Source organism: Gordonia sp. CPCC 206044, assembly GCF_048537895.1.
Lineage (GTDB): Bacteria > Actinomycetota > Actinomycetes > Mycobacteriales > Mycobacteriaceae > Gordonia.
Map to the genome: position 1 here is coordinate 52,880 of NZ_JBCLVL010000002.1, position 26,194 is coordinate 79,073.

A 26,194-nucleotide genomic window follows, 5' to 3' on the forward strand; every position below is an offset into this window, starting at 1 on the left:
CCGTTCAGCAGCAGGCGCTCGTCTGGCCGGAACCGCCGCAACACACTGCACCGGTGGCACTCGAATCCTCTCCGGCCAACAGGTTCGGGCTGCGACCGAACTCTTCGCTGTCGGCGAGTTTCGTGTAGACCTCCCACTTCTCGTCGTCGGGACCGGTCACCCAGACCTTGTCCTGGGTGGCGAAGCAACAGGTCGTGTTGATCTCCTCCTCGGTGAACATCCCGGCATCCGAGAGCCGAGCGATCTCGGAGTGCACGCGGTCGCTGGATTCCACCTCCACGCCGAGATGATTGATCGAGCCACCCCTGCCGGGATTTTCCATCAGGACGAGCTTCAGTGGGGGTTCGGTCACTGCGAAGTTCGCGTAGCCCGGCTTGCGTTTCGCCGGTGCGGTGTTGAACAGCGATGTGTAGAAGTCGATCGCCGCATCCAGATCATCGACGTTGAGCGCCAGCTGCACCCGAGACATGAGAACCTCCACCTGTGAGACTTACATCGAATAGGTACTCACAGCCTCTCACCTTTTCGACATATGTCAAGCATCCGATTAGGCTGGATGCATGCCGAAGTCGTTGCCCGTGATCGACGTGAGCGCCCCCATCTGTTGTGCACCGCTGTCTGCCGAACCCATCGAGGAGGACGCCGCCCTCGAACTGGCCCTGCGACTCAAGGCCTTGGCGGATCCGGTGCGCGTGCGACTTCTGTCGATCTTGCTCACCGCGCAGGCGGGCGAGGTGTGCACGTGCGATCTCGCACCGGCGGTGAGTCTGACCGAGGCAACGGTCAGCCATCATTTGACCCAACTGCGACGGGCCGGACTCGTCGAGTCGCGCCGGCAGGGCATGAACGTTTATCACCACGCCCGCACCGACTCGCTGGAAGCACTGCGTCAGGTGTTGATGCCCAACTGCTGCTGACGGGGCAGCTACCGTCGACGTATGGGTGAGCATGGGCACGATCAGGGTTCCGGCGCCGGGAGCGCAGCGAGCGGGCCGAATGTGACCGGCGCCGGGAGCGCAGCGAGCGGGCCGAATGTGACCGGCGCCGGGAGCGCAGCGAGCGGGCCGAATGTGACCGGCGCCGGGAGCGCAGCGAGCGGGCCGAATGTGACCGGCGCCGGGAGCGCAGCGAGCGGGCCGAATGTGACCGGCGCCGGGAGCGCAGCGAGCGGGCCGAATCAACACGGCGCCGGGAGCGCAGCGAGCGGGCCGGTCATCGACAGCGCGGCGGAGTGGGATGAGCGCTACCGCAATGCGGATCGGCTGTGGACGTCGGACGTCAATCCGGCGTTGATCGCCGAGGTCGCCGAGCTGGCCGCGGGGACAGCACTGGACATCGGCTCGGGTGAGGGAGCGGATGCGCGGTGGCTCGCCGATCAGGGCTGGCAGGTGACCGCGGTCGACATCTCGCAGGTGGCGGTGGATCGGGCGCGGGAGATCGATCCGCGTGACACCATCACGTGGCTGCGGGCGGACGTGTCCGTCGATGCGATTCCGGGGCGCGACTTCGGCCTTGTCTCGCTTCAGTATTTCCCGATTGCGCGAACCGACGAGTCGACGGTGCGCAAGATCCTCGACGCGGTGGGCCCCGGGGGACATCTCCTGGTGGTGTCACATGAGGCCGAGGGCGTGCGGGCGCATGGTCGCAATCCGGATGACTATTACCAGCCTGCCGATTGGGCCTCGCTGGTGGCCGGCGCCGGGAGCGAAGCGAGCGGGCCGAATCAGCACGGCGCCGGGAGCGAAGCGAGCGGGACCGGCGCCGGATGGACGATCGTGACTCACGACAGCCGCGAACGCGGCATCGCCGCGGGCGGCGGCGCTCACACCCACGACGTCGTCTTGCACGCACGTCGCGACTGACCGGTCATCACCCCTCGTTCTTCCCCCGGGTTTCTGTTCTTCCCCCGCTGGTTTCCGGGGGAAGAACAGAAACCCGGGGGAAGAACTGCGCGGAGACCGGGCCGCAGATGGGACCGGCGCGGCTACACGCCGTAGCGGCGATCCAATAACCGGATGCGCCCGCCGGCGACGGCCCGGTCGGGATGCCCCGCCGGCAGTCGGTGTTCCAGACGGCGCCACGCGGCCAGGTCATCACGGCCGTGCACCGACGCGGTCCACTTGCGCAGGGCGCCGACGTCACCTTCGGCGATGATCCGGGATCGCACGTCCTCACGGATTTCTTCGAAGAGTTCCCGTACACCCGGCGCCGACGATTCGACCAGCAGTCCCCCTCGACCGAGTTCGTCGATGACGGAACTCAATTCGCCACCGGACGCCACGCGCTCGCGGATGTCGGAGACGTCCGAGCGCAGGTCGATGGTCAGGCGGTAGGGTCGCGAATCGACCACGTCGTTTCCGAGATCCCTTCGTAGGCGCGAGATCTCGGCCCTGACGGTGACCGGGTCGATACCGTCTTCGGCGAGCATCACCGCCAGTTGCTCGGTGTTGAGCCCGTCGGGATAGGTCTGCAACAGCAGCAGTATCTCGGCGTGGCGACGGGAGAGATTGCGCTCGCCGGCCGCATCGGCACCACGCCGCCACCGGCAGGTGCCTGCGCCCAGCACCGTGAGTCGTGCGCCGCGGGCCGGCACGAACACCGCGGGGTCGGCGAGATCGACGGCACGCGAGTTCAGCTCCCGTTCCACCGCGGCGACTACAGATCGCACCGCGGCGAGCGCGAATGGCGCCGCGACCTCACGCCCGCCGGTCACGTCGACGACGCCGACGACGTGGCCGGTGACCGGGTCGTGCACCGGCGCGGCCGCGCAACTCCACGCCTGCACCGGGCCTGCGAAGTGTTCGGGACCGACAACCTGTACGCCACGGTCCACGGCCAGGGCCAGGCCCGGCGCGTTGGTGCCGACGACATCCTCGCTCCACAGCGAGCCCTCGACGAAGTTGATGTCGGCGGCCTTGTCGCGCGCATCGGTGGCACCTTCGACCCACAGCAGCCGACCCATCTGGTCGGTGAGGGCGACGACGACACCGGTGTCCGCGATGTCGTCGAGCATCAGCGACTGCACCAGCGGTCGCACCGCCGTAATCGGATGCGTGCTGCGGTACTCGGCGAACTCCTCGGCCGTCATCGTCGTGGCGGTGTTCTCCGGAACCGCTTCGCCGGGGTTCACACCCTTCTTGATGGACCGCACCCATGAGTCGCGCACCAGGGATCGGACCGAGTCCCCGGGCGGGGTCACGCCGGAGAGGAAATCCTCGTACGCCTGCCGGACACGCAATGACGCCGCGACCGAATCGCTCATACGCCCTCCGTGCCTCGTACCTGCATCACCCGTCGACGCGCTCACGCTGTGATGGGTGCAACACTCGTGTCTGCCCAGACTAGCGCGTGCCTCCACCGTTCGACCTCACGCGCCGGGGACCGGAACCAGCATCACTCGAACCGCGCGGAGAACTGTCCCGGCGTCATACCGGTGACCGTCCGGAAGTCACGCACGAGGTGTGCTTCGTCGGCGTAGCCCAACTCGGCTGCCAGGGTGGCCAGCGTCTCGCCGGACTCACGTAGGCGTTCGGCGGCCTCCTGCAGGCGCCGACGCTGGATCAACCACTTGGGCGTCAACCCGAGTCGGCGTTGGGTGAGCCGCTGCAAGCTGCGTTCGGTGAGATGGAAACGATCGCAGATCTGGCTCACCGACGTCACCGTCGAATCGGTCTCGACGAACTCCACGATCGCGTTGATCAGCAACCCGTCGTCGTCCACCGGCAAGAGGGTCCGCAACCAGCCCTCGATCAGATCGGTCGCCTCGTGTTGGACCGACACGTCCCCCGGGTCGGCGGCCATGACGGCCCGGACAGCGGAGGCGAGCGTCACACCGACGCCTCCCGCCGCCACCGTCAGATCATCGAACCGATCGGTCCACTCGGCGACCGGACCCCCGGTGATCAGCGATCCTGCGGCCGGCGCCAGCATCGTTCCGACAGCCCAACCGTCGCCGGTGAGCACGGTCTCGGACAGCCCGGTGGAGACGCCGTAGAAACGGCAGTAGTCGGCCGTCACCACAACGAGGCAGACCGGGTACTGCAGCACTTTCTGGGGGGCCGCACGTCCTTCGGGGACGGACCACGTCGGCACCCAGAACCGCCGGATCAGGTCGTCCAAGTCGGGCGAGGGCGCCCACCGTCCGATGGTGAACGACGTGTCGGCCGGATCGACGAGATGGGCGCGTTCCACGTCGCCGACCCGTAGGCCCGCCCCGTCACCGGATCTGTCGGATTTCATCAATCCTCACTCGATTCGAACTCGTTACGTTTCCATCATGACCACTCACTCCGACATCTCCCACAACCACGACCTCGATCTGGTCACCCGTTTCCGACATCTCGCGGATGGCTTCGGTGCGGTACTCGAAGACGCCGACGGCACCGGCACCTGGGCGGCGGCTTCCCCCTGCGAGGGCTGGACGGCACGCGACGTCGTCGGCCACGTGATCGACACACAACGCGACTTCCTCACCGGCCACGGGGTGTCCCTCGGCGAGCAGCCCTCGCTCGACGACCCGGTGGCTGCTTGGCGATCTCACAGCGCAGCAGTCTGCGCCCAGCTCGCCGACCCGGCGGTGGGTGACATGCCGTTCGACGGCTACTTCGGACCGACAACTGTGGGCGAGACACTCATGCGTTTCTACGGCTTCGACATGGTCGCCCATCGATGGGATGTGTCCGTCGCGGCGGGCCGAGAGCTGCGCTTCACCGACGACGAGTTGACGATGATGGAATCGGCAGCCGACGGTTTCGGTCCCGCGTTGTACGGCGACGGCGTCTGCAAGGCGGGTGTCGAGGTCTCCGCGGATGCGGATCGTCAGACCCGACTGTTGGCTCGACTCGGCCGGGCCACCTGACACGTCACGGTTGCCATCCGTTGCGTCGTGGGTGCCGTGCGCGCAACAGACCGTAAAGGTACGTGGACACCAGCAGGATTCCGCCCACGATCACGGCGGGCCAGAGGAAATCGTTGAGCATCGAGTCACGCACCGAGACGACCGCCCAGCCGATGACGAGCAGCACGAGCGCGATGGTCGCGAGGAGTCGCACCGCCAGCACCAGCGTGGTGATCACCGTCAGGAATGCCTCGCGGCCACGGTCACTCACAGCGCCAGGGTAACTGGTCTGCGCTTCCGAGAAGGCGTGACGACGCACACTGCAGCGAAATACCGTTTCATGGCGCCCGGCCGGGTGACAAGCGGACAATGGGGTGATGAAGACCGTTCTCAACGTGATCTGGCTGGTGCTGTGCGGCGTGTGGATGGCCCTCGCGTACGTGGTCGCCGGGATCATCTGCTGCATCCTCATCATCACCATCCCGTTCGGGATCGCGTCCTTCCGGATGGCCAACTACGCGTTGTGGCCCTTCGGGCGCACCGTCGTCCGCAAACCGACGGCCGGAGCCGCGTCGTTGATCGGCAACGTGATCTGGCTGATCTTCGCCGGGATCTGGTTGGCGATCGGTCACATCACCACGGGAATCGCTCTGTGCATCACGATCATCGGCATCCCGCTGGGGATCGCGAGCTTCAAGATGGTGCCGATCTCGCTGCTGCCCCTCGGCGCCCAGATCGTCAGTTCGGATCAGTACATGCCCACGGGCTACTCGCCGTCGCAGCGCCCGGCATGACACCCGGGCCGTAGCCCGAGGGTTCGGCCCACCCATCCGACCGGTGCTCCGCTCCGAACCACAGGCATGAATCCTTCTTCGGGGCGGTCGATCGCCGTCGTCGGGAGCGGCGTCGCAGGATTGGTCGCCGCTCATCTGCTGGCCGATCGCCATCGCGTCATCCTGTTCGAGGCCGATACTCGGCTCGGCGGTCACGCCCACACCCACACCGTTTCGATGCCCGACGGTGACGTCCTCTCGGTCGATTCCGGTTTCATCGTCCACAACCACCGCACCTATCCGACACTGCAGCAGGTCTTTTCCGACCTCGGGATCCAGACCCTGGACACCGACATGTCGATGTCGATCCGCAATGACGTCACCGGACTCGAATACGCGGGGGGTGCGGGATTCGGTGGCTTGTTCCCCACACCGCGCATCCTGACCCGCGGTCGGTATCTCGCGATGTTGGCCGAGGTGCTCCGATTCCATCGGGAAGCGCGCCGACTCCTCGCCACCCCTGATTCCGACGAACCCCTGTCGGAGTTCATCGTTCGCAACCGGTTCTCGGGCTTCTTCACGGAGAACTTCCTCCTGCCGTTGGTCGCCTCGGTGTGGTCGTGCGACGAACGTTCGGCGGCAGCGTATCCGGCCCGCCATCTGTTCACGTTCCTCGACCATCACGGGATGTTGTCGGTACTCGGTTCGCCGCGATGGCGCACCGTCGTCGGCGGATCGAGGACCTATGTCGATCGGATCGCCGATCGGGTCCGGGGCTCCGGCGGTGCCGTACACGTCGACAGCCCGGTCCGCTCGGTGTCGTCCGACGGCACCGGCGTCCGTCTGTGCGTCGGCTCCACCACGGTGGATGCCGACGCCGTCGTTGTCGCAACGCATCCGCACCAGGCCCTCGACCTCCTCGCCGCACCGACCGACACCCAACGACGAGTCCTCTCACGCATCCCCTACTCGGCCAAGGATGCCGTACTGCACACCGACACCTCGCTGTTGCCACGCGCTCGCCGGGCGCGCGCATCCTGGAATCACCAGGTCCGGGCGGACGGCTCGGACGTGGCGGTCACCTACGACCTCACCCGATTGATGCGACTGCCCACCCGACATCCCCGCATGTTGGTCACGTTGGGCCGCACCGATCTGGTCGAGGAATCGACGATCCTCGCCGAGATGAGATATGAACACCCGCTCTACACCACCGATTCCGTGGCGGCACAAGCCCTTCTACCCGACCTGAACACGGACACCATCGTCTTCGCGGGCGCCTATCACGGCTGGGGATTCCATGAGGACGGCGCCCTCTCCGGCGCCCGGGCCGCCGCCGCACTCGGCGCCACCTCACCGAGGATCGCGGGAATCAGCGCATGATCGGCGAAGTACCGACACCATCGGTGGTCCGCACCCGAATCCGGCACGTGCGTACGTCACCCGTCCGTCACGCGTTCACCCATCGGAGCGCGTCATGGCTGGTCGACATCGACGAGATCCCACGACTCGCCTTGGCCATCAGGCAGTTCGCACGATTCCGTCCTGAAGACCACTTCCCCGAACCGGTCCGGCACGGGGAGTCGCTTCGGGATCGTCTGAACCGGCATGTGCTGTCCGCCGGCGTGGATGTCCCGTCCGGGCGGGTGCTCGCGCTCATGTCGCCACGGGTTCTCGGCTACGTGTTCAATCCGCTGAGCGTGTTCTGGTGCCACGACGCCGACGGCGCTCTCGCGTACGCACTTGTCGAGGTCCACAACACCTACGGACAACGACACAGCTACTTCGTGCGACCCGACGAGCACGGACATGCTCGGGTGGACAAGGCATTCTACGTTTCGCCGTTCAACGATGTGGACGGGTCCTACCAGCTGCGTGTTCCCCTTCCCGATCCCGATGGGCGCGTGGCGATCGCGGTCACGTTGCAGCGCGCGGGTGCCGCGCCGTTCGTGGCCACACTCGTCGGCACGGCACGACCGTCGACGTCACGCGAGATACTCCGCGCCCAAGTCGGCGCGCCACTCGCTCCGCTGGTGGTTGCGGCACGCATTCGTTGGCACGGAATCGCCCTGTGGTGCAAAGGCCTTCACGTTCTTCCGCGTCCACCGCACTCGGCGAATACCAGCGTGTCCACCAGGCTTCGGAGATCAGCATGACAAAACCCATCGAGGACATGTGTCCGCACACGATCAGCAACTGGACGGATGTGACCCGGGTGCCGTCGGGTCCGATCTCCGGGATCCGCGGTGGCGTCGCGGCGCGACTCTTTCGCAGCGCCGCCCGGCGGGTCGACGTCGAGGTCGACCATCTCGACGACATCGGAGGCACCCGAGCGTCCGAGGCACATCGTCGGCGACCGGTCCCCAGAATCGTCGTCCGCGACCCCGATGCCTTCGCCCGACGCATCGGCGCATTCGGCCTGATCGGATTCGGCGAGGCCTATATGGCCGGGGACTGGACGGCCGACGACCTCGTGGCCGCACTCACCCCGTTCGCCGCACGGATGAGCCGACTGATCCCCCGGCCGTTGCAGTGGCTGCGCCCGATCGTGCTCCCACGACATCCGCTGTCCGACGACAACTCCGAGTCCAACACCCGATCGAATGTCGCCCATCACTACGATCTGTCGAACGATCTGTTCGAGAGTTTCCTCGACGATACGATGAGCTATTCGAGCGCACTCTTCGCGGATCTGCAGCCCGGAACCCGCGCACCGTGGTCGGATCTCACTGCGGCGCAACACCGTAAGATCGATCGCCTGCTCGACCTCGCCGGCGTCGGTCCCGGGACGCGCCTTCTGGAGATCGGTACCGGGTGGGGTGAACTGTGCCTACGCGCGGCCGCGCGTGGTGCGACAGTACAGTCGGTGACACTGTCGACCGAGCAGTTACATCTGGCCCGGCGACGGGTCGCACAGGCCGGGCTCTCCGATCGGGTGCAGATCGATCTGCTGGACTACCGCCAGGTCCAAGGAACCCATGACGCGGTCGTGTCGGTGGAGATGATCGAAGCCGTCGGCGAGCGGTACTGGCCGGCGTTCTTCGACACGATCGATCGGGTACTGGCGCCCGGCGGACGGGTGGCGATCCAGGCGATCACCATGCCCCACCGTCGGCTGGTCGCCACCCGTCACACCCACACGTGGGTACACAAATACATCTTCCCCGGCGGACAACTCGTGTCGTTGAAAGCGCTCGACGATGTCACTCGTGCACACACGACGTTGCGTCTCAACGGTTCCCACGCCATGGGAACGCATTACGCCGAGACCCTACGGCTCTGGCGTGAACGCTTCCTCTCCGCCCAGGACAGGCTCGCGGGTCTGGGATTCGACGACACCTTCCGACGCATGTGGGAGTTCTATCTCGCGTACTCCGAGGCAGGCTTTCGCGCCGGCTATCTCGACGTGCACCAGGTGCTGTTCACGCGCCCCGAGCAAGGAGGGGCCCGATGATGTCGGGCCAGAGCGGATGGGTCGCCTTCCTCGTGATCGCCGCCGCCTCTGTGGTGTTTCTCGCTGTGCTACACGGCATCACGATGCTGATCGGTCATCGGATAGGTCGATACAACGTCGTCGATGTGGCCTGGGGGCTCGGCTTCGTGGGCATCGCCGCGCTCGCACTGGTACTCGGGCCCGGAGATGTCTTCCGACGCTGGCTGCTGATGATCCTCGTCGGCGTCTGGGGACTACGTCTCTCGTGGCACATGTACCTCAAGTCCGCAGGCAAGGGTGAAGACCCCCGATACACCGAATTGCTGTCGCGGTCCGGTGGTCACGGGCTGCGCACCGTGGCACGGAAGATCTTTGTCATCCAGGGTGTCTCACAGTGGTTCGTCTCGCTCCCGATCCAGGTCTCGGCGGTCACCGAGCCCACCCGCGGCATCGCCCTCGTCGCCGTCGTCGTCGGTGTTGCCCTGTGGCTTCTCGGCTTCACCTTCGAGGCGGTCGGCGACGCACAGTTGCGTCGGTTCACCAGCGACCCGAACTCTCGGGGCACGATCATGGATCGCGGGTTGTGGGCGTGGACCCGACATCCCAATTACTTCGGCGACAGCAGTGTCTGGTGGGGCATCTGGCTGATCGCCGCGTCGTCTTGGCCGGGGGTGCTCACCGTCCTCTCCCCCGTTGCGATGACCTACTTCCTCGTCCACGCGACCGGTGCCAGACTGCTGGAGGAATCGATGAGCCGCCGGCCGGGATATCGCGAGTACCAGCAACGCACGTCGTACTTCCTGCCGTGGCCGCCGCGGGCACCGCGTTCGCCGTGATTTCCCAGCTGTACGACCATCCATTGAGGCTTCGGGTCCAGCCGGTTACGCTGACCGACGATGAGTACTGGACACCCTCGATGACCGTGGACTCCGCCACGGGCGGGACCTCACTCCCGGTCCTGCTGGCGAGGATCGCGTCGGGGGATACGGCGGCGTTCTCCGAGTTCTACGATTCGACGTGCGACCGGGTGTACGGGATGGTCTTTCGCGTCCTGCGCGATCCCGGTTACAGCGAGGAGACCACGCAGGAGGTCTTCCTTCAGGTCTGGCGGTCGGCGGGCACCTACGACCCTCGGGCCGGGTCGGCCATTTCCTGGCTCATCACGGTCGCGCACCGCCGTGCCGTCGATCGGGTACGAGCGGAATCGGCCGCCACACGTCGCGACATCACCTACGGCGCAGAGGACCAGCGGACCGGTTTCGACGAGGTCGCCGAGTCGGTGACCGCGCAGGAGACAGCCCGTGAGGTCGTCGACTGCTTGCAGACGCTCACCGGAATCCAACGTGAATCGGTGGATCTCGCCTACTACCAAGGACTCTCGTATCGCGAGGTCGCCGACCGCCTGTCGGTGGCGCTGCCGACCATCAAGTCCCGGATCCGCGACGGTCTGCGACGCCTCCGCAACTGCCTGGGAGTCGACGATGACTGACGACGAGATCCTCGAACTCGCGGTGCCGGTGGGACTCGACGCGGTGTCCGACGCCGAACTGGCCGATGTCACCGCAGCAGTCGCCGAGGCGTCGCCCGACGTCCGGGCACAGTTCTGGCGCGAGGTCCGAGCCACCCGCGAGGCGATGGCTCGCGTGTCGGACGCAACAGCGATGAGACCCCCGGCCACACTGCGCGCCCGAGTGCTGGCCGTGGTCCGTGCAGAGGTCACCGACGCCGCACAGACGCAAGCCGATCGGTCGGACACGGTACCGGTACCGATCCGCAGCCGCCGTCGCCGATTCGTCTATCTCGCCGCCGCGGCCGTCGTCGCGATCGCCGTCGGCGCCCTCGGCTGGGTGATCGGTGCTTCGTCGAACACCGATGAGTCCGGCCAACAGCCGACAGCCGCACAGGTGTTCGCGGCACAGGACGTACGCACATCGTCTGGCGCAGTCGCGGGCGGTCACGCCACCGTCACCTACTCCCCGTCCGAGGATGCCGGCGTCCTGGTGATGAACGACGTACCACCACCTCAGCCCGGCACGGTCTACCAGATGTGGTTGATCGGTCCGAGCGGCAGCACATCTGCGGGCACGATGACAGACCAGGACGTGGCCCCGTCGACCACCGCGGTCATCCCGGATCTCGGTCAGGCTGCGGCCCTGGGCATCAGCGTCGAACCGCCGGGCGGTTCCGACCAGCCGACCGGACCGATGGTCGCCGAACTGCCGCTGGGCTGATGCTCGCGGAAGATCGACGACCGGAGACCGGAGACCGATCAGGGCAGCATCGTCCGGATCACGTCGATGGTGTCGGCCTGCTCGGACGTCTTGTCGGGGCGATAGCGGACCACCCGGGCGAAACGCAGCGCGACCCCACCGGGATACCGTGAACTGCGCTGCACACCATCGAGTTCGATCTCGACGACGATCTCAGGACTCAGATGCACGGTGTGCGCGTCGCGATGGGTCTCGTGCTTCGGGAACTCGTCGGTCTGCCACTGCAACAGCGCGTCGGTCAGGCCCTTGAACGTCTTGCCCACCATGATCGGCCGCCCACCGTCGGCGTCGCGGGCGCCGAGGTGGAGATTGGACAGGTATCCGGTGCGCCGTCCCGAGCCCCATTCGGCTGCGAGCACCACCAGATCGACGGTGTGGACGGGTTTGACCTTCTGCCAACCTTTTCCGCGCCGCCCGGCCGCGTAATGTCCGTCCAGCGACTTCACCATCACACCTTCGTGACCGGCGGACAGCGCGGCGTCGAAGAACCGCTGGGCCTCGTCCACTCCGGCACCGAGGACGAACGGGATACGCAGCCCCGAGGCAACCGTGGTCAGTGCCGCCAGACGATCTCGCAGCGGCCGGTCGATCAGATCCACCCCGTCGAGGTGTAAGCAGTCGAAGAAGAACGGTTTCAGCACGGATCGCGGGTCGTCACCGAGATCGCCGGACGACCCGAATCTGCTCATGGTGTCCTGGAACGGGCGTGGCCGTCCGTCGTCGTCCAGTGTCAACGTCTCGCCGTCGAAAATTGCTGTACGGCAAGGTAGGTCGCGCACCACCGTGACGATGTCCGGGACCGCTGCGGTCACGTCGCGCAGCGTGCGGGTATAGACCGACACGTCGTCGCCGTTGCGATGCACCTGAATCCGCGCGCCGTCGAGTTTGTAGTCGACGATCAATTCCGGGCCGAGAGAATCGATGGCCGCGCCCAGGGATTCGGCAGGCGTGGCCAGCATAGGCGCGACAGCCCTGCCCACCTCGAGTCCCACCGATGCCAGCGCATCCGAACCACCCTGCACGGCCAGTGCCGCGGTCTCGGTCAACGACCCGGTCAGCATGTGGGCGCGACGGACCAGGTCGACAGATTCACCGGCCACGGCGCCTATCGCGTCGACCATCACGCCCGCCAACGCGCCCTGCCGGAGCTCTCCGGTCAACAGACGCCGGAGAAAGTCCTGCTCGGGAGATGTTGCCGCAGCGAACAACTCGGTCAGGATCGTGGTGCGCAACGCGCCTGACCCGGCTCCGGTGGTCCGCACGAGTCCGCTCAGCAGTTCGTCGACGCCCAGGACCGTGAGTGACGGCGAGTCGGCCACCGCGACATCGAGGGACACCAGCGAGCGCCATCCGACCCCGAGCCGGCCCTGTCGGGCGGCACCGGACAACCACGCCACCACGACCGGGATCTCCTGTCTTGTCGAATCCCCGAGAAGCGCAACGAGTTCGGCGGTCTTCTGCTTGCGAGATCGAGTCGCGGCGACCGCTGCCGACGTCTCCACCACTCGGGCCAGTGCCATCATCGCGGCACCGTCCCGTCTGCTCGCATGACCGCGCCCGCCCGACCTCGGGTGGTCGTGGGCGGGCGCAGGCAGGTCATTGTCAGAGGTTACCCGGCCGATGGTGCCGGACACGGCGGTTCAGGCCCGCCGTCGGCCCGATCAGGAAGCCGGCGCAGGTTCCGGTTCGTCGGCGGCCGATGTGGTCGCCGCGCGCCGGACGCGCAGGTTGTCCACGGCCAGCATGCCCGGGCCGATGAAGACCAGGAGCGCCAGCGACCAGCAGAACATCGCAGACGACTCTCCGTCGTTCTGGATGGGCAGCAGACCGTCGGCCTGATGCTTCCAGAAATAGGCGACCGCCATCGATCCGGAGCCGATGAGCGCCGCCCACCGGGTCTGCCAACCGACGAGCACCAGGCCACCGCCGACGAGCTGGATGATGCCTGCCCACCACGACGGCCATGCCCCGAACTCCGCGGTCGCCCCGCCCTGTGGTTCCACAGGCCATCCGAGCAGCGTGGACGCGCCGTGACAGAAGAACAGAAAGCCCACGACAATCCGGAAAGCACCGATCGCCCACGGCGATTTACTGTTAAGGAAGGTAAGCATTACCTAACCAAAGCAGGCATGTCCGGTTCGGTCCATCTCACATCGCCAGATGTGACCCATGCAACACCGATCAGCTACCGCGTTTGATCCACTCCTCGAGGTGCGGCGCCTCGTCGGCGACCTTCGTCCCCTCGCCGTGACCGGTGTGCACCGCCGTCTCCGGGTCCAGGGTGAAGATCTTGTCGCGGATCGACTCGATGATCGTCGGGAAGCTCGAGAACGACCGGCCGGTCGCGCCCGGACCACCGTGGAACAGCGTGTCACCGGAGAACAGCACCTTGGCCTCGGGCACATGGATCACCGACGAGCCGGGCGAGTGTCCCGGTGTGTTGATGATCTGCAGTGTGGTGCCGGCGACGTCGATTCGCTGTCCGTCCTCGAGGTTCTCATGGGCAACACCGGGATGTGTGTCGTTCCAGAGCATGTCATCGCCGGGATGCAGCCAGATAGGCGCTCCCGTCGCCTCCGACAGCTCGGGCGCGACGGTGACGTGATCGTTGTGACCGTGGGTCAGCACGATCGCCTTCACCGTCCGATCACCGACCGCGTCGAGGATCGGCTGTGCGCTGTGCGCCGCGTCGATGATGACGACCTCGTCGTCGTTTCCGACCAGCCAGATGTTGTTGTCCACGTCCCAGGTCCCGCCGTCGAGCGAGAAGGTGCCCGAGGTGACGACGTTGTCGATGCGCAGGTCGCTCATCTGTTTCAATCCACTCTTTCTTCACGGAGGTCGTGTGCATGAATCGTTTCGACTCCCAGCGTATCGAGCCAGAGCGCTCGGAGAAGTTGCACGTTCCGCGGGTTCGGTAAAGCTCATAGACATGAACCACGCACGGCCGGGACCCTCACCCGCTCTGACCCGCAGAATCCGTGATCTTCTCCGAACGGAAGTGTTGTCCGGAGCATTTCCGGACGGACGGTTGCCGAGCGAAGAAGAACTGCGCACCGAGTTCGGGGCCTCACGAGCGGTAGTCCGTTCGGCACTCGATCAGTTGCAGCGTGAGGGCCTCGTGACCCGCCGCCGCGGCGTCGGCACCGTGGTGACCCACACCAGGACGACAGCCTCGCTCGCCGAATTGCACGGCGTCGTGGACCCGGAACCGTCCGGAATCTGGTCGGGGGTGATGCGAACGCAGATCATCGAATGGGCCGATACACCGGCGGGTGAGGCCTTGGCCAGACGTTTCGACGTGGCGATCGGAACACCTTTGCTCCGTATCGACTACATCGCATTGCTCGGCGACATCCGACTCGGCACTGCCTGCAACTACATGCGCTATCCGCACGCTCACCGTGTCACGCGCCAGATGATCGGCGTCGACTGGTACCGGATGCTGTCGATCGCCGGAATCGGGGTGGGTTCTTCGACCTTCCTCTTCGAGGCGTCGGTCGCCGACGCCCACGACGCCGAACTGATCGATGTGGAGGTCGGAGCACCTGTCTTGCTTGCCGAGCAGCTCATCCGGGACCCCGACGGAACGATATTCGACATCGCCTTCATCCGAAACTCTGCTGATCATGTGGAGTACCGGTCGACCTGGCGCAGCGAGGCGGAAGCAGCCGAGATCTCGGCGCAGCGGCGCCCACCGGCGCCCTGACCAGCACATCCACTCACAGGCGTCGGCGAAACCGCAGCGTTACGCCGACGATATGGGCCGACAATCACCAGAGATCCAGGATTGCTCACATGACGATCACGAATCCCGTCGGACGCCGCGACCGACAGTCCCGATGGCTGCGGGACATCCTGCGTAGCGACATCCTCAACGGCGACAGGCCGTCGCGATCGCACTTGCCTGCTGAGAGCTCGATCATGGTGTCCGAAGGTCAGGTTCGTGCGGCCGTACGCGGAGCGCTGGGACTGTTACGCGACGAGGGCGTCATCGAGAGAATCCCGGGAACCGGAACTCTTGCTGTGGCACAACGGTTCTCCTTCCGGATCACGGAGTTGCACGGATCAGAACCAATCGCTGACCGCGGCGTGACCAATCACGTGCTCGAGAAGACCGTCATACCGATGCCGCGACGTGTCGCAGAAAAACTCGACTGCTCAGTGGGCGAACCATGTCTGCTGCTGGAGTACATCGGCTATCACCGGGGACGCCCGGCCGGCATCTACACCAACTACATCCGCTTCCCGGAGGCCGCCGCAATCGACGCGACCATTTTCTCCGGCGACTGGTGGACCCTCCTCGCCGACGCCGGGTTGTCCGTCGGCGCCACAGAGCTGCGCATCGAGAGTCTTTCTGCGGATGAAGAACTCGCTTCGGTACTCGAGACCGAGGTCGACAATGCGATCCTCGGCATGGAGCAGTTGATCCTGGACGCGGACATGCGGCCCTTCGACTATGCCCTGTTACGCAACAGGGGCGACCGGATCGCGCTCTCCTCCGTGGCCCAGCGTGCCGACCGCGAAATCCCGGAGGCGTGATGGTCGCCTTCTTCTGCCGGCGAATGGCTTTCGCGATCCCGATCCTGTTCGGAGTCGCGGTCATCGTCTTCTTGACCGTCAAACTGATTCCCGGAGACCCCGTCGCCCTCCTGGCAGGCACCGGAGCCTCGGAAGAGACCAAGCAGGCACTCACACAGCAGATGGGCCTGGATCGCGCGCTGCCCGTACAGTTCTGGGAATGGCTCAGCCGGGTTGCCACCGGCGATCTCGGTACCAGCATCTCCCAGCAGCGCCCGGTCTTCGGTATGGTTGTCGATGCGTTCGCGAACACCCTCGTCCTCGCGGTCTACGCGACGGTACTCGCCGTCGGACTCGGCCTCATACTCGGTGCGATCGCAGCTCTTCGTCCGCGTGGCGTCGGCAAGATCGCCTCCGTCAGCAGCTCTGTCGGCCTGTCCGCACCCCAGTACTCGGTGGCGCTGATCCTCATCGTCTACATTGCATTGCCCACCAACCTCTTTCCCGTGTCGGGAATGTCCGGGTTCGGCGACGATCCCGGCGTCCTGGACACGCTCTGGCACGGCTTCCTGCCTGCACTCACCGCAGCCCTCGTTCCCGCCGGTGTCATCGCCCGAACATTCCGGTCATCACTGTCGAGCGTGATGTCGATGGAGTTCATCGAGGCCTTGCGGGCAAGAGGCCTCTCTCGTAATCGGGTGCTGGTGCACGCCTTCCACAACGCGACGCCCAGCCTTATCACCATGATCGGCCTGCAGATCGGTTATCTCCTAGGCGGCGTCGTCTTCGTCGAGACCATCTTCAACTGGCCGGGTCTGGGACTCGTACTGTTCCAATCGATCTCGTCTCGCGACCTGCCGGTGACGCAGGCGGGTGTCCTGATCTGCGCTGTTGCCTTCGTCCTGATCAACATCGTCGTCGACATGACGCTGGCAATGATCGACTCCCGAGTGAGGACCTCATGACCACTGTCGCCACCGAACCCCGTGCGCTCGGCGAACCCGCCGGCCGCACCCGGGTCGCCGACGTCCTCACGTCGACGCGGTCCCGGATACCGACGGGCACACCCGCCCTCTGGATCTACGGAGGTCTGGCGACAGGGCTCGTGCTCCTCTGCGTGGTCGGTCCGTACCTGGTGACGGATCCGACGTCGGGCGATCTGGATCAACGCATGCTGGGGGTCGGCTCCGACGGGCATCTACTCGGGACCGACGGCCTCGGCAGGGACGTACTCGACCGTCTCGTCGCCGGTGCCCGTCCGAGCATGGCCGCCGCATTGCTTCCGGTCATCATCGCGGGCTCCATCGGCTCCTTTCTCGGCATCGCCGCGGGGATGGCCGGTCGCACGGTTCATTCCGGCATCATGCGAACCCTCGACGTCTTCTACGCATTTCCCGCAGTGCTGTTGGCGATCGCGATCGCGACCTCGCTGGGGGCCGGGACCACGAGTACCGTGGTCTCGCTTGCCATCGTGCTCATACCCCCGGTGGCCCGGGTCGCCGAAACCGAGACATTGTCGATCACCGGGATGGATTTCATGGAGACCGCGCGCGTCAGCGGCGCATCCCGCCTCTCGATCGCTTCGCGCCAGATCTTGCCCAACGTCGCGCCCACCTTGGTGGTCTATTGCACAAGCCTTGTGGGGCTCTCCCTCGTGTTCGCCGGTGGACTCTCGTTCCTCGGCCTCGGCGTAGCACCCCCTGATCCGGAATGGGGCCAGATGATCAACGACCAACGCCAGTATCTGTTCTCTCATCCCGCGGCAGCGCTCATCCCTGCGTTCCTGATCTTCGCGGCGTCGTTCATCTTCAACATGCTCGGTGACGCACTCGACACGTCCCTCGACATCCGGCGGCGGACCCGATGAGCCCACGCCTGGAGGTCACTGACCTCACCACGACCTTCGGCGCCGGAGAGTCGGCGGTCCGCGCGCTTCGCGGGGTGTCCCTGAGCGTGAACGCCGGCGCCACCCTGGTCCTCCTTGGTGAAAGTGGTAGCGGGAAGTCGGTGACCGCCCGCAGCATCCTGAGGCTCTACGGATCGTCGGCGCACAGCCGAGGCACCGTACGTTTCGAAGGCCGTGATCTGCTGTCCTTGAGTGAGCCCGACATGCGGTCGATCCGGGGGCGGACCATCGGTATGGTCCCGCAAGATCCCGCCGCAGCGCTCGACCCGTTGCGCAGCGTCGGCGCACAGCTCGCAGAGGTGCTCCACGTGCACCGCATGACCAGGACGCGTCGGCAAACCAACGACCGGTGCGTCGAACTCTTGGGACTCGTGGGAATCGCCGATCCGGTCAGAGTGCTGCGCAGCCGCCCGCATCAGCTCTCCGGAGGGATGCGGCAGCGTGTGGCGATCGCGATCGCGGTCTCGTGTCAACCCGACGTCCTCATCGCCGACGAACCCACCAGCGCCCTCGATGTCAGCGTGCAGGCGCAGGTGCTCGAACTGTTCACCGAGCTGCAGGGCCGCATGGGGATGACACTGGTCATGGTCACCCACGATGTCGGTGTCGCCGAGGAACTCGACGGCCAGGTTGCGGTGATGTACGCCGGAGCCATCGTCGAATCAGGCACGGCCCGTGAGGTTCTCCAAACACCTCGTCACCCGTACACGACGGGCCTTCTGGCCTCGCTGCCGTCACCCACCGCAAGGCGCGGTGAACTGACCGTTATCGGCGGTCGGCCCCCGCTCACCGGCGAGGTCGGCGCCGGATGCGCATTCGCACCTCGCTGCCCGATTGCGCGCGCTGAGTGTCGCGACGAAGAACCCCCACTGATGCAGATCGCGCCGTCCCGGTCATCCGCCTGCCCTGTGACGACCGCCGAATCGCCTGACGCACAGGAGCACGCCGTATGACTGACATCCTGCTCGAGGCCCAGGGCATCACCAAGACTTTCGGCAACGGTGTGCGTGCCGTGAACAACGTGGATCTGACCGTGTCCCGCGGCGAAACGCTCGGCATCGTGGGCGAATCCGGCTGTGGAAAGTCGACGACGATCAAAGTGGTTCTGCGGCTTCTCCAGCCCGACAGCGGGCGGGTGTTCTTCGAGGACGAGGACATCGCACGACTGCGCGGCCGCGGCCTCAAGGAGTTCCGTCGCCGGGTTCAGGTGGTCCCGCAGAATCCGCAGACGAGCCTCAATCCGCGACTGACGCTCTTCGATTCCCTGGCCTTCAACCTCCGCGCGCACGGTCACACGCGGTCCCAGCGCCGACAGCGCATTCCGGACCTACTCGACCGAGTCGGCCTGGACCCCGTGTACGCCGATCGCTATCCGCACCAGATGTCCGGCGGACAGTTGCAACGCGCCGCGATCGCCCGAGCGCTGGCCACCGAACCAGATGTGGTGATCTGCGACGAGGCGGTCAGCGCACTCGACAAGAGCGTGCAAGCACAGATTCTCAACCTGTTGTCGGACCTCCGACGCGATCTCGGCCTTGCGTTCGTGTTCATCAGCCATGACCTGGCCGTGGTTCAGCACGTGTCGGACCGTGTCGCGGTCATGTACCTCGGCCGCATCGTGGAACAGGCTCCTGCAACAGACTTGTGGTCAAACGCATATCACCCGTACACGTCGGCGTTGTTGTCTGCCACCCCTGGCCTCGGACGCGAACGCATCGTGCTCGAAGGTGAGCTACCAAGTCCCACAGCCCCGCCGAGCGGCTGCGGATTTCGCACTCGGTGCCCGGTCTCTGTTGCGGAATGTGCCGAACTGTGGCCGGATCTCCGGGCCAGGGCAGCACAGCATCTTGCGTCCTGTGTCCACCGAGATCCCGCCGAACTGATGTCACCCGCCGTCGGCTGATCCGACCGGCGATCCCGCGGCCCGACACCCGGACCCGCGGCGATATCCCCTGCCCGAAAGGAGGGTCGATGACCCACATCCGGCCGACGCGAGTCGTCGTGGCGCTGCTCACCGCGGTCCTCGTAACGACGGGATGCCAGAGCCAGGACGCGCACGACACCGCCACTCATCCTGGCTCACTGCGGATCGCGATGACCGCGTCCGACATCCCGTCATTGGACACCACCCTGGCCGGGAACCAAGGCTACGAGGGCAACAGATTCGTCGGCAACTCCCTCTATGAGGGACTGACCCGCTACGATCTTCTGCAGTCGAACGAGACGCCGAAAGTCGTACCAGCACTGGCACAGTCATGGGAGATCTCTCCGTCGCGAACCCGGTGGACATTCCATCTCCGTCGGGGCGTGCGGTTCACCGATAACACTCCCTTCGACGCCGACGCGGTCATGTTCAACCTCGACCGCTACCTCGACCCGAAGTCTCCGCAGTACAGCGCTTCCGCCGCCGGCCGTGCCGCGCTGTCCTTGGCAGGTTTCGCCGACTATCACAAGATCGACGACTCGACGATCGCTATCGACACCAACGGGATCTACTCACACCTGCCCGAGGACCTGGTCTTCGTCTATATCGCCAGTCCGTCCGCGATCACGAAGTGGGGCAGCGCATTCGGATCACACCCCGTCGGTACGGGGCCGTTCGTATACGAGTCCATGCGCCGTGGACAACAAGTGGTCTTCCGTGCCAACCCCGACTACTGGCGCGGAGAACCGAAGCTGAAGAGACTCGTGCTCTTACCCGTTCCGGATGCATCATCTCGGCTCGCGGCACTCCGCTCGGGGAGTGTGGACTGGGCCGAGGCACCCAACCCAGATGACATCGCGTGGCTCGACTCACATGGCTACCGAGTCCTGACCAATTCCTACGACCACGCCTGGCCGTGGATCTTCGATGTACGCAAGAAACCTCTCGACGACGTCCGGGTGCGGCAGGCGCTCAACTATGCGATCGACCGGCCTTCGATCGCCGACAACCTCTTGGCAGAGACGGCCGACGCTGCCAACCAGATCGCACCCCGGGCGAGTCTCGCCTATCGGCCAGGCAACGACGTCTACCGCCACGACCCGCACAAAGCGCGCCAGCTGCTCGCCGAAGCTGGTTTCCCGCACGGATTCTCGATGTCGGTCTCCTACCCCACCAGCGGCTCCGGAAATATGCAGCCCGGTTCGATGAATCAGGCGATGCAAGCCGATCTTGCGAAAATCGGCGTCCACGTCGATCTCAAGCCGATCGAATGGGCCACCATGCTCACCGCATTCTCCGGAGGCACGATCCCCGACGACGCCGACGCGATCAACATATCGCTGACCTTCATCCAAGAGGCTTTCTGGACCCTCCTGTTCACCAGTGGATCGCCCACGAATATCGGTCACTACTCGAATCCGGCCGTGGACACGTTGCTGGCCCGTTCAGCGGCCACCATCGACGCCGAAGCTCGCAGTCGGATCTATGCGGAGGTCTCCGGGCTGCTCACACGCGACGCCGCATGGCTCACTGCATTCAACGACCGCGATCCGCGCGCGCTCAGCCCCGCCGTGCACGGCTTCGTCCAACCAAAATCCTGGTTTGTCGACCTCACATCCGTGAGCGTCGCCTGAAAGAGAGGAAAACCGATGGAAGACAAGACCATCGTCGAATCCCTGCTGCAGATGCACGGATTGACCCCGACCGACGACGATCTCGAGTTGTTGGTCGCTGGATTCGCACCCAGCCGCGCTCGTGTGGAGCAGCTCTACGCGATGCCGGGCGTGCGATACGAGGAGCCGGCGCTGACCTTCGACCCGCGTTACCAGAGGAGCTGAGATGCCCACGTTGACCACACTCACAGACGCCGCGACAGCACTTGCCGATGGCTCCGTCTCAAGTTCCGAACTCGTCGAACAGGCGATTGCCGTGGCCGACGCACACGACGAGGCGACGGGCATGTTCCTGAGTCGCTTCACCGACCAGGCACGTCGAGCCGCCCGTCACGCCGATCACGAACGCGCAGCCGGTCGGATCGCAGGTCCGCTGCACGGGATCCCGATCGGCATCAAAGACATCATCACCACATCCGAGGCGCCGTCGACTGCGCAAAGCCTGATTCTCGATGCCGCGTGGGGCCACGGCGACGCAGTCGTGGTTCAGCGGCTGCGGGCCGCCGGGGCCATTATCATGGGCAAGCTGACGACGATGGAATTCGCCATCGGCGCACCCGATTTCGACAAACCTTTTCCGATTCCACGCAATCCCTGGAACACCGATCATTGGACGGGAGGTTCCAGTTCAGGCTCCGGAAACGCGGTGAGTGCGGGCGCAGTACTCGGCGCGCTCGGCACCGACACCGGCGGCAGCATTCGCATTCCGGCCGCCTTCTGCGGTATCACCGGCCTGATGCCCACGTTCGGCCGAGTTCCCAAATCAGGTTGTGTACCACTTGGTTACAGCCTGGACCACATCGGTCCGATGGCACGTAGCGCTCGAGACTGTGCACTCATGCTCGACACTCTTGCCGGCCATCACCCCAGCGATCCGACTGCCATCGACATTCCGGTCGACGACTACTGCGCTGCCCTGTCCGGGGACCTGACGGGTCTGCAGATCGGCGTGGACCGTCTGGAGCGTTTCGTCGGCGATACCGAGGACGAATCACTACCCGCTCTGTGGATCGCGGCACTCGACGACCTCCGCTCCCGAGGCGCGGAGATCGTCGACGTCGAGCTGCCCTACTACGAGGAGATGAGCATCGCCGACATGGTGATCATGCTCAGCGAGGCCCTCGCCTATCATCGCGACGATCTCTCGACGCGGTGGGAGGACTACTTCACCGCGACCCGGATCACCGTGGGCTCGGGTGTGTTCTACAGCGCCGCCGACTATGTGCAGGCACAGCGCTGCCGTCGCGCGGGACGACGCGCCCTTGCCACCCTCCACGAGGATGTCGACGTGATCATCACGCCCACGACTTCCGTGGCAGCCCCGAACTATTCGGAGATGGGCTCGTTTGTCGAGCGTCTGTCAGCGGGCAGCACCGGCCCGATGCACACCGGATATTGGGACACCACTGGCAATCCCGCCCTCAGCGTGCCCATTGGGTGCAATGCAGCCGGGCTCCCCTTGGCGATGCAGATTGCCGGACGGCCGTTCGAGGAGGCGACGATCCTGCGCGTGGGTGACGCCTACCAGCAGGCCACGGCGTGGCACCGCGACGTTCCGGCGCTGCTCGACTCACCAACCGAGGTGCCGGCATGACCGTCGTATCACCGCAGGATTCCACTGCACTCACTCTGACCGACGCCGCCGAGGCCGTCGCGACCGGAAAACTCACGAGCACCGATCTCGTCCGACAGTGTCTCGACACCGCCGATCAGCACGATGCAGCAATCGGAACCTACCTGGCGCGGTTCTCCGAGCAGGCCCTGGCCTCGGCCGCGGCCGCAGACGAAATCCGCTCTAGCGGCCGTCCATTGGGGCCGTTGCACGGTATACCCGTGGGCATCAAGGACATCATCACCACGGCCGAGGTCCCGTCGACTGCTCAGAGCCTCGTCCTGGATCCGGCTTGGAGTCACGGGGATGCCGTGGTGGTCCGCAGACTCCGCGAGGCGGGTGCAGTCATCATGGGCAAACTCGCCACGATGGAATTCGCATCCGGACTCCCAGACCTCGACCGCGATTTTCCCTTGCCTCGTAACCCGTGGAACCTCGAACACTGGCCAGGGGGTTCGAGCTCCGGCACCGGATCAGGGGTGGCCACCGGGATGTTCCTTGGCGGCCTGGGCACGGACACCGGTGGGAGCATCCGCATCCCTGCCGCATACTGCGGCATCACCGGCCTCATGCCCACGTTCGGACGGGTACCCAAATCGGGTTGCGTACCACTCGGTTACAGCCTCGATCACATCGGACCGATGGCACGCAGCGCTCGCGACTGTGCGGTCATGCTCTCCGTGCTGGCCGGGGACGATCCGAGCGATCCGACATCCATCGATACTCCGGTCGACGACTACTTCGCGAACCTCACCGGCGACCTGACCGGGCTGCGAATCGGCGTCGACCTGCGCAGCGGCTTCGATGCAATCGCAGCCGAACCCACTCTCGTACCCCATGTTCTGGCCGCGGTGGCCGTTCTCCGAGCTCGCGGGGCGACGGTGACCGACGTGCGGCTGCCGTACTACGACGAGCTCATCTCGGCGTTGTTGGTGACAAACGCTGGTGAGACCCTCGCATACCACCGGCCGGATGCGCAGAGCAGGCTGGGCGACTATTCACCCTCACTGCGGCTGTCCCTTCCGGGAGGAACCGCCTACAGCGGAGCAGATTATGTTCAGGCGCAGCGTGTCCGACGTGTTGCGCACAAGGCGGTGGGCGATCTGCTGACGGACGTCGACCTGATCGTCACACCCACGTGCTTCACCGGCGCGCTGTCCTACGCAGAACTAGGCGTCGACCTTTCATGGTTCAGCAAGGTCAATACTGCGTACTGGGACGCAGTCGGAAATCCGGCGATATCAGTGCCCATCGGATTCACCGACACGGGGCTCCCGATCGCAATGCAACTCGCCGGACGCCCTTTCGAGGAGTCGGTCGTCCTGCGGGCGGCCGACGCATACCAGCAGGACACCGCGTGGCATCTTGCCGTCCCGGCGATCATCGGAGAATGAACCATGACCACAGCACTTCTCATCATCGACATGCAGAACGGGTTCGCCCACCCGGAAGGTTCTCTACCACTTGCCGGCCGCGGGCTGCCGGACATGGAGCGGGTCATCGCGAGAAATGTCGATGCCGTCGCAGCGGCTCGTGAACGTGGGATCCCGGTGATCTACACACGACATTGCTACCGCGCGGACTTCCTGGACATGCCGACGCTCGTCTCGGGGCCGCTCCCAGCCGACCCACCACCTCTCGTGCGTGGCAGCTGGGACGCCGACGTGATCGACGAGCTGACCCCTCAGCCCGGTGACGTCGTCATCGACAAGAACCGGTTCGACGCCTTTCTCTACACTGATCTCGAGGTTGTCCTGCGCGCGAAAGGCATCACCAGTCTGGTCGTGACCGGCGTGGTGACCAGCGTCTGTGTGGAATCGACGGTGCGCTCGGGGCAGCAGCGCGACTTCGAGATGTTCGTGGCCTCCGACGCGACGTCTGCTCCTCCTGAGCAGCATCAGGCTGCGCTGAACGCGATGGCGGCCATCTTCGGCACGGTCGGCCCGACGCTCGACCTGCTCGAACTCGCCTCGTCGGATCGAACCCCGGCAGCACCGTTGCTCGCCGGGTGATCTGGCGGGGCTCCCTCACTGATCACGAGAGGGAGCCCTGCCAGATCTTGGTCAGAGCTCCACCACCGACCGCAACACTTTGCCTGCCTCCATCGCCGAGAACGCGGCTTCGACGTCACCGAGACCGACCCGCTCGGTGACGAACTTGTCCAACGGCAACCGGCCCTGCTCGTAGAGATCGATCAGCATCGGGAAGTCACGCTCGGGCAGGCAGTCGCCGTACCACGACGACTTCAGTGCCCCGCCGCGCGAGAAGAAGTCCACCAGCGGCAATTCCAGGGTCATCTCGGGCGTCGGCACACCCACCAACACCACGACACCGGCCAGGTCACGGGCGTAGAACGCCTGCTTGTAGGTCTCCGGACGGCCGACCGCGTCGACAACCACATCGACACCGTTGCTGTCGGTCAGATCCTGCACGGCACTGACCACGTCCTCGACCTCGGCGCCGTTGATCGTATGGGTGGCACCCAGATCGGTCGCCCACTCCAGCTTCGCCGCATCCCGATCGATGGCGATGATCGTGGTGGCGCCTGCCAGCTTCGCACCGGCGATCGCCGCGTCGCCGACCCCGCCGCAGCCGATCACCGCGACCGAGTCCCCACGCCCGACGTTGCCGGTGTTCATCGCCGCGCCCAGACCGGCCATCACCCCGCAGCCCAACAGCCCGGCCACAGCCGGATCGGTTTCGGGATTGACCTTGGTGCACTGCAATTCGTGAATCAGGGTCTTCTCGATGAACGCCCCGATCCCCAACGCCGGGGTCAACTCGGTCCCATCGGTGAGCGTCATCGCCTTACTCGCGTTGAAGGTGTCGAAGCAGTACCACGGTCGCCCTCGCTTGCAGGCCCGGCACTCGCCGCACACCGCCCGCCAGTTCAGCACGACGAAGTCCCCGACCGCGACATGGGTCACGTCGGAACCGACCGACTCCACGATGCCCGCGGCCTCGTGTCCGAGCAGGAACGGATACTCGTCGTTGATACCCCCCTGCTTGTACGCGAGGTCGGTGTGACAGACCCCGCACGCCTGGATCGTCACGATCACATCGCGCGCTCCGGGATCGGGCACCACCACGTCGACCAATTCGGTCGCCGCACCCTTGCTCCGTGAAATGACACCCTTGACGGTCTGCGACATTGTCCGCTTGCTTCCTTCCGCGACTGCATACGCTGAACTTCCGGTGGACCCACCCTATGGGCGCGCCACAACGATGTCCACTCAGGTTAAACA

General features: G+C 65.5%; 29 protein-coding genes. 21 read left to right on the forward strand and 8 right to left on the reverse strand.

All coding sequences use genetic code 11. The annotated features are described in order from the left end of the window. Window positions 1–4: 4 nt before the first annotated feature. Window positions 5–469: an ArsI/CadI family heavy metal resistance metalloenzyme gene (locus AAFP35_RS02780; RefSeq protein WP_419220016.1), complete on the reverse strand. Its 465-nt coding sequence runs from the start codon at window positions 467–469 to the stop codon at window positions 5–7. A gap of 91 nt (window positions 470–560) precedes the next feature. Between AAFP35_RS02780 and AAFP35_RS02785 the strand changes: the two genes are divergently transcribed. Together AAFP35_RS02785 and AAFP35_RS02790 are read left to right on the forward strand one after the other, a co-directional pair. After that, entirely contained in the window at window positions 561–917 is a 357-nt protein-coding gene (locus AAFP35_RS02785; protein ID WP_419220017.1) for an Rv2640c family ArsR-like transcriptional regulator, read from the forward strand. Between the two features lie 297 nt (window positions 918–1,214). Continuing rightward, the gene (locus AAFP35_RS02790; RefSeq protein ID WP_419220441.1) at window positions 1,215–1,862 is read left to right on the forward strand and encodes a class I SAM-dependent methyltransferase; all 648 of its coding nucleotides are present in this window, start codon (window positions 1,215–1,217) and stop codon (window positions 1,860–1,862) included. Window positions 1,863–1,984: 122 nt separating this feature from the next. On the opposite strand, the gene AAFP35_RS02795 is transcribed toward AAFP35_RS02790, so the two are convergent. After that, window positions 1,985–3,262 (reverse strand): GAF domain-containing protein, encoded by a 1,278-nt coding sequence (locus AAFP35_RS02795; RefSeq protein WP_419220019.1) that lies wholly within the window; start codon window positions 3,260–3,262, stop codon window positions 1,985–1,987. 131 nt (window positions 3,263–3,393) lie between these two features. Beyond that, window positions 3,394–4,239 carry a helix-turn-helix domain-containing protein gene (locus AAFP35_RS02800; RefSeq protein WP_419220020.1) on the reverse strand — a complete coding sequence of 282 codons (846 nt, stop codon included), beginning with the start codon at window positions 4,237–4,239 and terminating at the stop codon, window positions 3,394–3,396. Between the two features lie 37 nt (window positions 4,240–4,276). On the opposite strand from AAFP35_RS02800, the gene AAFP35_RS02805 reads away from it, so the two are divergent. Next, the gene (locus tag AAFP35_RS02805; RefSeq protein ID WP_419220021.1) at window positions 4,277–4,858 is read left to right on the forward strand and encodes a maleylpyruvate isomerase family mycothiol-dependent enzyme; all 582 of its coding nucleotides are present in this window, start codon (window positions 4,277–4,279) and stop codon (window positions 4,856–4,858) included. 4 nt (window positions 4,859–4,862) lie between these two features. Here AAFP35_RS02805 and AAFP35_RS02810 read toward each other — a convergent pair whose 3' ends face one another. Beyond that, complete coding sequence (locus AAFP35_RS02810) at window positions 4,863–5,108, reverse strand: hypothetical protein (protein WP_419220022.1); 246 nt, start codon at window positions 5,106–5,108, stop codon at window positions 4,863–4,865. 106 nt (window positions 5,109–5,214) lie between these two features. Between AAFP35_RS02810 and AAFP35_RS02815 the strand changes: the two genes are divergently transcribed. From AAFP35_RS02815 to AAFP35_RS02845, 7 genes are all read left to right on the forward strand, one after another. After that, window positions 5,215–5,631 carry a YccF domain-containing protein gene (locus tag AAFP35_RS02815; protein ID WP_419220023.1) on the forward strand — a complete coding sequence of 139 codons (417 nt, stop codon included), beginning with the start codon at window positions 5,215–5,217 and terminating at the stop codon, window positions 5,629–5,631. Between the two features lie 66 nt (window positions 5,632–5,697). Then, the gene (locus tag AAFP35_RS02820; protein WP_419220024.1) at window positions 5,698–6,993 is read left to right on the forward strand and encodes an NAD(P)/FAD-dependent oxidoreductase; all 1,296 of its coding nucleotides are present in this window, start codon (window positions 5,698–5,700) and stop codon (window positions 6,991–6,993) included. Then, window positions 6,990–7,766: a DUF1365 domain-containing protein gene (locus tag AAFP35_RS02825; RefSeq protein WP_419220025.1), complete on the forward strand. Its 777-nt coding sequence runs from the start codon at window positions 6,990–6,992 to the stop codon at window positions 7,764–7,766. Before AAFP35_RS02820 ends, AAFP35_RS02825 begins: the two co-directional genes overlap by 4 nt. After that, complete coding sequence (locus AAFP35_RS02830) at window positions 7,763–9,064, forward strand: class I SAM-dependent methyltransferase (RefSeq protein ID WP_419220026.1); 1,302 nt, start codon at window positions 7,763–7,765, stop codon at window positions 9,062–9,064. The genes AAFP35_RS02825 and AAFP35_RS02830 overlap by 4 nt, the downstream gene beginning before the upstream one ends. Then, window positions 9,064–9,879, forward strand: coding sequence for a DUF1295 domain-containing protein (locus AAFP35_RS02835; RefSeq protein WP_419220442.1), 816 nt, complete (start codon window positions 9,064–9,066; stop codon window positions 9,877–9,879). Before AAFP35_RS02830 ends, AAFP35_RS02835 begins: the two co-directional genes overlap by 1 nt. Before the next feature lie 80 nt (window positions 9,880–9,959). After that, complete coding sequence (gene sigK / locus AAFP35_RS02840) at window positions 9,960–10,532, forward strand: ECF RNA polymerase sigma factor SigK (protein WP_419220027.1); 573 nt, start codon at window positions 9,960–9,962, stop codon at window positions 10,530–10,532. Then, window positions 10,525–11,274: an anti-sigma factor gene (locus AAFP35_RS02845; RefSeq protein ID WP_419220028.1), complete on the forward strand. Its 750-nt coding sequence runs from the start codon at window positions 10,525–10,527 to the stop codon at window positions 11,272–11,274. The genes sigK and AAFP35_RS02845 overlap by 8 nt, the downstream gene beginning before the upstream one ends. A gap of 38 nt (window positions 11,275–11,312) precedes the next feature. On the opposite strand, the gene AAFP35_RS02850 is transcribed toward AAFP35_RS02845, so the two are convergent. From AAFP35_RS02850 to AAFP35_RS02860, 3 genes are all read right to left on the reverse strand, one after another. Beyond that, window positions 11,313–12,833, reverse strand: a complete 1,521-nt coding sequence (locus AAFP35_RS02850; RefSeq protein ID WP_419220029.1) for an ATP-dependent DNA ligase — start codon at window positions 12,831–12,833, stop codon at window positions 11,313–11,315. A 141-nt stretch (window positions 12,834–12,974) separates the two neighbouring features. Next, window positions 12,975–13,424: a DoxX family protein gene (locus AAFP35_RS02855; protein ID WP_419220030.1), complete on the reverse strand. Its 450-nt coding sequence runs from the start codon at window positions 13,422–13,424 to the stop codon at window positions 12,975–12,977. Window positions 13,425–13,494: 70 nt separating this feature from the next. Then, the gene (locus AAFP35_RS02860; protein ID WP_419220031.1) at window positions 13,495–14,124 is read right to left on the reverse strand and encodes an MBL fold metallo-hydrolase; all 630 of its coding nucleotides are present in this window, start codon (window positions 14,122–14,124) and stop codon (window positions 13,495–13,497) included. A gap of 121 nt (window positions 14,125–14,245) precedes the next feature. On the opposite strand from AAFP35_RS02860, the gene AAFP35_RS02865 reads away from it, so the two are divergent. From AAFP35_RS02865 to AAFP35_RS02915, 11 genes are all read left to right on the forward strand, one after another. After that, on the forward strand, window positions 14,246–15,022 hold the full coding sequence (locus AAFP35_RS02865; protein WP_419220032.1) for a GntR family transcriptional regulator: 777 nt from the start codon (window positions 14,246–14,248) through the stop codon (window positions 15,020–15,022). Window positions 15,023–15,111: 89 nt separating this feature from the next. Then, complete coding sequence (locus AAFP35_RS02870) at window positions 15,112–15,855, forward strand: GntR family transcriptional regulator (RefSeq protein ID WP_419220033.1); 744 nt, start codon at window positions 15,112–15,114, stop codon at window positions 15,853–15,855. Further along, window positions 15,855–16,799, forward strand: coding sequence for an ABC transporter permease (locus tag AAFP35_RS02875; RefSeq protein ID WP_419220034.1), 945 nt, complete (start codon window positions 15,855–15,857; stop codon window positions 16,797–16,799). Before AAFP35_RS02870 ends, AAFP35_RS02875 begins: the two co-directional genes overlap by 1 nt. Further along, complete coding sequence (locus AAFP35_RS02880; RefSeq protein ID WP_419220035.1) at window positions 16,796–17,701, forward strand: ABC transporter permease; 906 nt, start codon at window positions 16,796–16,798, stop codon at window positions 17,699–17,701. The genes AAFP35_RS02875 and AAFP35_RS02880 overlap by 4 nt, the downstream gene beginning before the upstream one ends. Further along, a complete protein-coding gene (locus tag AAFP35_RS02885) occupies window positions 17,698–18,693 on the forward strand; it encodes an ABC transporter ATP-binding protein (protein WP_419220036.1) in 996 nt (331 codons plus the stop codon). Before AAFP35_RS02880 ends, AAFP35_RS02885 begins: the two co-directional genes overlap by 4 nt. Continuing rightward, window positions 18,690–19,643: an ABC transporter ATP-binding protein gene (locus AAFP35_RS02890; RefSeq protein ID WP_419220037.1), complete on the forward strand. Its 954-nt coding sequence runs from the start codon at window positions 18,690–18,692 to the stop codon at window positions 19,641–19,643. Before AAFP35_RS02885 ends, AAFP35_RS02890 begins: the two co-directional genes overlap by 4 nt. Before the next feature lie 68 nt (window positions 19,644–19,711). After that, window positions 19,712–21,298, forward strand: a complete 1,587-nt coding sequence (locus AAFP35_RS02895; protein ID WP_419220038.1) for an ABC transporter substrate-binding protein — start codon at window positions 19,712–19,714, stop codon at window positions 21,296–21,298. A 15-nt stretch (window positions 21,299–21,313) separates the two neighbouring features. Next, on the forward strand, window positions 21,314–21,502 hold the full coding sequence (locus AAFP35_RS02900; RefSeq protein WP_419220039.1) for a hypothetical protein: 189 nt from the start codon (window positions 21,314–21,316) through the stop codon (window positions 21,500–21,502). A gap of 1 nt (window position 21,503) precedes the next feature. Continuing rightward, the gene (locus tag AAFP35_RS02905; protein WP_419220040.1) at window positions 21,504–22,931 is read left to right on the forward strand and encodes an amidase; all 1,428 of its coding nucleotides are present in this window, start codon (window positions 21,504–21,506) and stop codon (window positions 22,929–22,931) included. After that, a complete protein-coding gene (locus AAFP35_RS02910) occupies window positions 22,928–24,343 on the forward strand; it encodes an amidase (protein WP_419220042.1) in 1,416 nt (471 codons plus the stop codon). Before AAFP35_RS02905 ends, AAFP35_RS02910 begins: the two co-directional genes overlap by 4 nt. 3 nt (window positions 24,344–24,346) lie before the next feature. After that, a complete protein-coding gene (locus AAFP35_RS02915) occupies window positions 24,347–24,961 on the forward strand; it encodes a cysteine hydrolase family protein (protein ID WP_419220043.1) in 615 nt (204 codons plus the stop codon). A gap of 51 nt (window positions 24,962–25,012) precedes the next feature. Here the strand turns inward: AAFP35_RS02915 and AAFP35_RS02920 are convergent, their stop codons facing one another. Further along, window positions 25,013–26,101, reverse strand: a complete 1,089-nt coding sequence (locus AAFP35_RS02920; RefSeq protein ID WP_419220044.1) for an S-(hydroxymethyl)mycothiol dehydrogenase — start codon at window positions 26,099–26,101, stop codon at window positions 25,013–25,015. Between the last annotated feature and the right edge of the window lie 93 nt (window positions 26,102–26,194).

What these genes read in the sequence shown, in the direction of transcription:
- AAFP35_RS02780 (WP_419220016.1), bottom strand. Translation starts at nt 469, where the DNA reads ATGTCTCGGGTGCAGCTGGCGCTCAACGTCGATGATCTGGATGCGGCG.
- AAFP35_RS02785 (WP_419220017.1), top strand. Translation starts at nt 561, where the DNA reads ATGCCGAAGTCGTTGCCCGTGATCGACGTGAGCGCCCCCATCTGTTGT.
- AAFP35_RS02795 (WP_419220019.1), bottom strand. Translation starts at nt 3,262, where the DNA reads ATGAGCGATTCGGTCGCGGCGTCATTGCGTGTCCGGCAGGCGTACGAG.
- AAFP35_RS02800 (WP_419220020.1), bottom strand. Translation starts at nt 4,239, where the DNA reads ATGAAATCCGACAGATCCGGTGACGGGGCGGGCCTACGGGTCGGCGAC.
- AAFP35_RS02805 (WP_419220021.1), top strand. Translation starts at nt 4,277, where the DNA reads ATGACCACTCACTCCGACATCTCCCACAACCACGACCTCGATCTGGTC.
- AAFP35_RS02815 (WP_419220023.1), top strand. Translation starts at nt 5,215, where the DNA reads ATGAAGACCGTTCTCAACGTGATCTGGCTGGTGCTGTGCGGCGTGTGG.
- AAFP35_RS02820 (WP_419220024.1), top strand. Translation starts at nt 5,698, where the DNA reads ATGAATCCTTCTTCGGGGCGGTCGATCGCCGTCGTCGGGAGCGGCGTC.
- AAFP35_RS02825 (WP_419220025.1), top strand. Translation starts at nt 6,990, where the DNA reads ATGATCGGCGAAGTACCGACACCATCGGTGGTCCGCACCCGAATCCGG.
- AAFP35_RS02830 (WP_419220026.1), top strand. Translation starts at nt 7,763, where the DNA reads ATGACAAAACCCATCGAGGACATGTGTCCGCACACGATCAGCAACTGG.
- AAFP35_RS02835 (WP_419220442.1), top strand. Translation starts at nt 9,064, where the DNA reads ATGTCGGGCCAGAGCGGATGGGTCGCCTTCCTCGTGATCGCCGCCGCC.
- sigK (WP_419220027.1), top strand. Translation starts at nt 9,960, where the DNA reads ATGACCGTGGACTCCGCCACGGGCGGGACCTCACTCCCGGTCCTGCTG.
- AAFP35_RS02845 (WP_419220028.1), top strand. Translation starts at nt 10,525, where the DNA reads ATGACTGACGACGAGATCCTCGAACTCGCGGTGCCGGTGGGACTCGAC.
- AAFP35_RS02850 (WP_419220029.1), bottom strand. Translation starts at nt 12,833, where the DNA reads ATGGCACTGGCCCGAGTGGTGGAGACGTCGGCAGCGGTCGCCGCGACT.
- AAFP35_RS02855 (WP_419220030.1), bottom strand. Translation starts at nt 13,424, where the DNA reads ATGCTTACCTTCCTTAACAGTAAATCGCCGTGGGCGATCGGTGCTTTC.
- AAFP35_RS02860 (WP_419220031.1), bottom strand. Translation starts at nt 14,124, where the DNA reads ATGAGCGACCTGCGCATCGACAACGTCGTCACCTCGGGCACCTTCTCG.
- AAFP35_RS02865 (WP_419220032.1), top strand. Translation starts at nt 14,246, where the DNA reads ATGAACCACGCACGGCCGGGACCCTCACCCGCTCTGACCCGCAGAATC.
- AAFP35_RS02870 (WP_419220033.1), top strand. Translation starts at nt 15,112, where the DNA reads ATGACGATCACGAATCCCGTCGGACGCCGCGACCGACAGTCCCGATGG.
- AAFP35_RS02875 (WP_419220034.1), top strand. Translation starts at nt 15,855, where the DNA reads ATGGTCGCCTTCTTCTGCCGGCGAATGGCTTTCGCGATCCCGATCCTG.
- AAFP35_RS02880 (WP_419220035.1), top strand. Translation starts at nt 16,796, where the DNA reads ATGACCACTGTCGCCACCGAACCCCGTGCGCTCGGCGAACCCGCCGGC.
- AAFP35_RS02885 (WP_419220036.1), top strand. Translation starts at nt 17,698, where the DNA reads ATGAGCCCACGCCTGGAGGTCACTGACCTCACCACGACCTTCGGCGCC.
- AAFP35_RS02890 (WP_419220037.1), top strand. Translation starts at nt 18,690, where the DNA reads ATGACTGACATCCTGCTCGAGGCCCAGGGCATCACCAAGACTTTCGGC.
- AAFP35_RS02895 (WP_419220038.1), top strand. Translation starts at nt 19,712, where the DNA reads ATGACCCACATCCGGCCGACGCGAGTCGTCGTGGCGCTGCTCACCGCG.
- AAFP35_RS02900 (WP_419220039.1), top strand. Translation starts at nt 21,314, where the DNA reads ATGGAAGACAAGACCATCGTCGAATCCCTGCTGCAGATGCACGGATTG.
- AAFP35_RS02905 (WP_419220040.1), top strand. Translation starts at nt 21,504, where the DNA reads ATGCCCACGTTGACCACACTCACAGACGCCGCGACAGCACTTGCCGAT.
- AAFP35_RS02910 (WP_419220042.1), top strand. Translation starts at nt 22,928, where the DNA reads ATGACCGTCGTATCACCGCAGGATTCCACTGCACTCACTCTGACCGAC.
- AAFP35_RS02915 (WP_419220043.1), top strand. Translation starts at nt 24,347, where the DNA reads ATGACCACAGCACTTCTCATCATCGACATGCAGAACGGGTTCGCCCAC.
- AAFP35_RS02920 (WP_419220044.1), bottom strand. Translation starts at nt 26,101, where the DNA reads ATGTCGCAGACCGTCAAGGGTGTCATTTCACGGAGCAAGGGTGCGGCG.